The sequence below is a fragment of the Thalassolituus sp. UBA2009 genome (assembly GCF_002335285.1).
GTDB lineage: Bacteria > Pseudomonadota > Gammaproteobacteria > Pseudomonadales > Oceanobacteraceae > Venatoribacter > Venatoribacter alkanivorans.
This window is the reverse complement of sequence record NZ_DDCJ01000143.1, coordinates 153,864-157,882: the sequence shown is the minus strand read 5'-3', so window position 1 is coordinate 157,882 and position 4,019 is coordinate 153,864. Positions and strand designations below refer to the sequence as shown.

Genomic DNA, 4,019 nt, shown 5'->3' with positions numbered 1-4,019 from the left:
CTGCTGAAAGACCTGCTGACCGCGTACAAAAACGGCCTTAAGACGCTCTATTACCATAACACCCGCGATGGTATGGAAGATCCGCAGAAAGACGCTGTGATCGAAGAAGACGATGACTGCGCAGGCGGCGCGTGTAAGATTTAATTATTTCAGACCTGTCGCAGCCACCTCTCGGTGGCTGCTTTGAGAAAGAACCCCGTATGGCCTATACCACATTTAACCGCAACGAATTTGATACCTTTTCCCAGCCCATGTTCTTTGGCGAACAGGTCAACGTGGCGCGCTACGATCAGCAAAAACACAAGATTTTTGAAAATCTGATCGAAAAACAACTGTCTTTCTTCTGGCGTCCGGAAGAGGTCGACCTGACCAACGACCGCAAGGATTTCCTTGATCTGCCGGAACACGAGAAGCATATTTTCGTCAGCAACCTGAAGTATCAGACGCTGCTGGATTCCGTTCAGGGCCGTTCACCAAACATCGCCCTGTTGCCGGTTGTTTCTCTGCCGGAGCTGGAAACCTGGATTGAGACCTGGTCATTCAGCGAAACCATTCACAGCCGTTCGTACACTCATATCGTGCGTAATATCGTGCCTAATCCGGCGCAGATTTTTGACGATATCACCCGTAATGAGCACATCACCCGCCGTGCTATCTCGGTTACCGAGTACTACGACAGTTTTATCAATCTGAGCAATTACTACATCCAGCTGGGTGAAGGCACGCATCAGGTAAACGGCGAAACCATCGAAATCACTCTGCACGAACTGAAACGCCGCATGTACCTGATGATGGTGTCGGTGAACGTGCTCGAAGCGATTCGCTTTTACGTCAGCTTTGCCTGCTCTTTTGCCTTCGCCGAGCGCGCAAAAATGGAAGGTAACGCCAAGATCATCAAGCTGATTGCCCGTGACGAAGCTCTGCACCTGACCGGCACACAGCATATCCTGCAGATCATGGCGCGCGGTAAAGACGATCCGGAATTTGCCATCATCGCCGAAGAATGCCGCGATGACGTTGTACGCATTTTCAGCGAAGCCGCACAGCAGGAAAAAGAGTGGGCCGAATATCTGTTCAAAGACGGTTCCATGATCGGTCTGAACAAAGATATTCTGTGTCAGTACGTTGAGTACATCACCAATCAGCGTATTGCTGCTCTGGGTTTTGATCCTGTTTTCCCGCCGCGCAACAACCCGCTGCCTTGGATTAACGCCTGGCTGAACAGCGATAACGTTCAGGTAGCACCGCAGGAAGCTGAAATCAGCTCTTATCTGGTAGGCGCCATCGACAGTGAAGTGGATACCGCCGATCTGGGTGATTTTGACCTCTGATGTCTGCTGCTTTGAAAAAACTGCCTGACACCCCGGACAACGATTTCGAACTGACCGGGGACAATCAGCCCGACAGCAATTTCGAACTCGAAGCCCTGCAACCTGAAGCTGAGCAAGCTGCTCCGCTTCAGGCTGAGCTGTTTCTGCCGGAAAGCAATCCGGAGCAACCGGAAACCAGCCCGCAGATCGAATTCGATGGCATGCAAAAGCCACTGTTCAATGTATTGCTGGACGATGGCCGTGAAGTTCACTTCCAGCATGCAGCCACCCTGCTGGAGTCACTCGAAGCTCAGGACGTTGCCGTACATTATCAGTGCCGCGAAGGTTACTGTGGCAGTTGTCGTGTGCAGCTGCTGGAGGGCGATGTCCACTATGCAGAAGAGCCTATGGCCTGGCTTAACGAGGGCGATATTCTGCCCTGCTGCTGCATTCCTAAAAGCAATATCAAAATTAAGCTGTAAAACCTCCCTGTCCTGCGCTGAATCAACATTTTTGCCGCACGCCTCCCCTACTATCAGGTGGCAGTTATAACAATACGCAAGGTCAAGGAGTTCAGCGATGGCTTACATATGTATTACCCCCAATGTTGCAATGGTGCGCATGAATGCCGGCGATCATCTGGAAGAGATGCCCGGCGATTTTTACATCAACCTGGACACTCTGGTTGAAGCCCGGATGCGCAAAGTGCGTAAAGAACACGAAGGGGATTTCTGCTCTGACGTTCTGCTGGTACTGCAAAATAAAACCCATGAGTTTATTTTCCGTAACAGCCCGGCCGGCAATAAAGCCCGTGAAACACTGGAAAAGTACCTGTCCGAACGCAGTATTAATTGTTGAAGTGAAATCAACGTGGCTTGATTTATCAGGCCGCTGCGGTAGCCTTGGTGCTTTTGCACCGAGGCATAAACATGAGTCTGAATTTCCCCCCACTGGAGCAATCTGCTCCCGACTTTACCACCCCTGATCAAAACGGTAATAACGTTACGCTGAATGCACTGAAAGGCAAAAACGTTGTACTGTACTTTTACCCGAAAGCCATGACCCCCGGCTGCACCGTTCAGGCCTGCGGCATCCGCGACACACGCAGCGAATACGAAGCACTGAATACTGTAGTACTCGGCATCAGCCCGGATGCTCCTTCACGCCTGCAGAAATTCATCGATAAATACGATCTGAATTTTGATCTGCTGTCGGATGAAGACCACAGCATTGCTGAACAATATGGCGTCTGGGGCCTGAAAAAATTTATGGGCAAAGAATTTATGGGCATCCAGCGCGTAACCTTTATTATTGATGCCAGCCGGGAAAGCTCCGGCATGTGATGGCTAAGGTCAAAACCAAAACCCATCATGATGATGTGATTAATATTCTGAAAACGCTCTGACGCCTGAAAAAGCCTCAATTCCTGTCCCGGGCGGCCGATACAGGCTGTATGAAAATCCCTGAATTTTTTCTGCTGATCAGCAGTATTCTTTCTGCCGCACCGGCCCTCGCCGGGGCCGGCCATTATGCCGGCTGCTCCGGCGGTTTTGTGCATGCGCCTTATGCCGGAATTCCTGCCCTGCAGGATGAGGGGGATCAGTATGCCGCTGTCGAATGCCACCTTCTGCCACAACCAGCCCAGCATGGGCGACACTGGCTGCCAGCGCTGCCACAACTGGAATGGACTCAGGGTCTGCGCACTGAAATGTCACGCAGCAAAGGCTATAGCGAATTCAGCGACTGGCGCATCAGCCTTCCCCTGTACCAGATCGATATGATGACGGTCGCCTTCAGCGCACAGCAGCAAAAACTGCAGCAATTACACCAGCTGCAGCAACCGCTGATCATTTCTGATCAGTCCTACCAGCAGGGACAGACTCTGCTGCTGAACAGTACGACAAAACAGTGGGGACTGGAGCTGGATACCCGCCGCAGCGGCAGCCCGATAAGCTCAACCGGGCTGGAACACATACAACAATGGCAACCACTCAGTGTCCGTCTGCAGAACACAAACCTTGAGACCTTAATACCAGCACGGTTTGATTACTGGCAACTGAACATTAAACACCAGCCATTACTGCCTGGCTTGCGGGGGATCTGGGCATTCAGTCTCGGGCACGGTCAGGTATATGACGATGGTAACGCGGCATTACTGGATGAATCAGCGCTGGCCAATGATTTTATCAGCCTGAAACTACTGCTCGGCAGTGTATGGCGAGTGCGCATTACGCCCAATCTGCACTGGCAGAACAGCCTGTCAGCCGAAAGCCAGAACTTCCTGTTTGTCAGCCGCCGTGATGACGACAGCCTGCGTATTGAAGATATTAACCTGCTCAGTTACCGCTTTTTCAGCGGCATCGAATGGCGGTTTTAAGAGGTGGAGGATTTATGCTGCTGGCGGTACTCCAGCGGTGCCACGCCTTCCCAGCGTTTAAAAGCCCGCGTAAAGGTACTGCTTTCTGAAAAGCCCAGTTGCTCGCTGATCTGAGTCAGAGGCAGACTGGTTGTGGTTAACAGAATCAGAGCCCGCCGTTGACGTTCTGCATCCAACAACTGCTGAAAGCTTGTCTGATCATCCTGCAATTTACGCTGCAAAGTCCGGCCGCTCATATGCAGACGCTGGGCCAGCTGATCACGATCAACCGATAAATCCGTGCTGTTACGCAGAAAGTGCTGGACCAGCCCGGCAGTATCGGGTTGTTGCAG

Annotated in this window: 7 protein-coding genes; 6 read left to right on the top strand and 1 reads right to left on the bottom strand. The window is 51.8% G+C overall.

The features are described from left to right. From B3P58_RS20810 to B3P58_RS17900, 6 genes are all read left to right on the top strand, one after another. Nucleotides 1-144 carry a hypothetical protein gene (locus B3P58_RS20810; protein ID WP_414716587.1) on the top strand — a complete coding sequence of 48 codons (144 nt, stop codon included), beginning with the start codon at nt 1-3 and terminating at the stop codon, nt 142-144. A 56-nt stretch (nt 145-200) separates the two neighbouring features. Continuing rightward, complete coding sequence (nrdB, locus tag B3P58_RS17920) at nt 201-1,331, top strand: class Ia ribonucleoside-diphosphate reductase subunit beta (protein ID WP_145465760.1); 1,131 nt, start codon at nt 201-203, stop codon at nt 1,329-1,331. A gap of 11 nt (nt 1,332-1,342) precedes the next feature. Continuing rightward, complete coding sequence (gene yfaE, locus B3P58_RS17915) at nt 1,343-1,792, top strand: class I ribonucleotide reductase maintenance protein YfaE (protein ID WP_286719439.1); 450 nt, start codon at nt 1,343-1,345, stop codon at nt 1,790-1,792. Between the two features lie 97 nt (nt 1,793-1,889). Then, nucleotides 1,890-2,168 carry a hypothetical protein gene (locus B3P58_RS17910; protein WP_145465761.1) on the top strand — a complete coding sequence of 93 codons (279 nt, stop codon included), beginning with the start codon at nt 1,890-1,892 and terminating at the stop codon, nt 2,166-2,168. Nucleotides 2,169-2,239: 71 nt separating this feature from the next. Continuing rightward, nucleotides 2,240-2,653, top strand: coding sequence for a thioredoxin-dependent thiol peroxidase (bcp, locus tag B3P58_RS17905; RefSeq protein WP_349676602.1), 414 nt, complete (start codon nt 2,240-2,242; stop codon nt 2,651-2,653). A gap of 110 nt (nt 2,654-2,763) precedes the next feature. Continuing rightward, entirely contained in the window at nt 2,764-3,687 is a 924-nt protein-coding gene (locus tag B3P58_RS17900; RefSeq protein ID WP_286719436.1) for a hypothetical protein, read from the top strand. On the opposite strand, the gene B3P58_RS17895 is transcribed toward B3P58_RS17900, so the two are convergent. Then, nucleotides 3,684-4,019 (bottom strand): helix-turn-helix transcriptional regulator (locus B3P58_RS17895; RefSeq protein WP_286719434.1); only part of this gene is annotated, 336 nt, incomplete at its 5' end. The two genes, B3P58_RS17900 and B3P58_RS17895, sit on opposite strands and share 4 nt — an antisense overlap.

What these genes read in the sequence shown, in the direction of transcription:
- nrdB (WP_145465760.1), top strand. Translation starts at nt 201, where the DNA reads ATGGCCTATACCACATTTAACCGCAACGAATTTGATACCTTTTCCCAG.
- B3P58_RS17900 (WP_286719436.1), top strand. Translation starts at nt 2,764, where the DNA reads ATGAAAATCCCTGAATTTTTTCTGCTGATCAGCAGTATTCTTTCTGCC.
- B3P58_RS17910 (WP_145465761.1), top strand. Translation starts at nt 1,890, where the DNA reads ATGGCTTACATATGTATTACCCCCAATGTTGCAATGGTGCGCATGAAT.
- bcp (WP_349676602.1), top strand. Translation starts at nt 2,240, where the DNA reads ATGAGTCTGAATTTCCCCCCACTGGAGCAATCTGCTCCCGACTTTACC.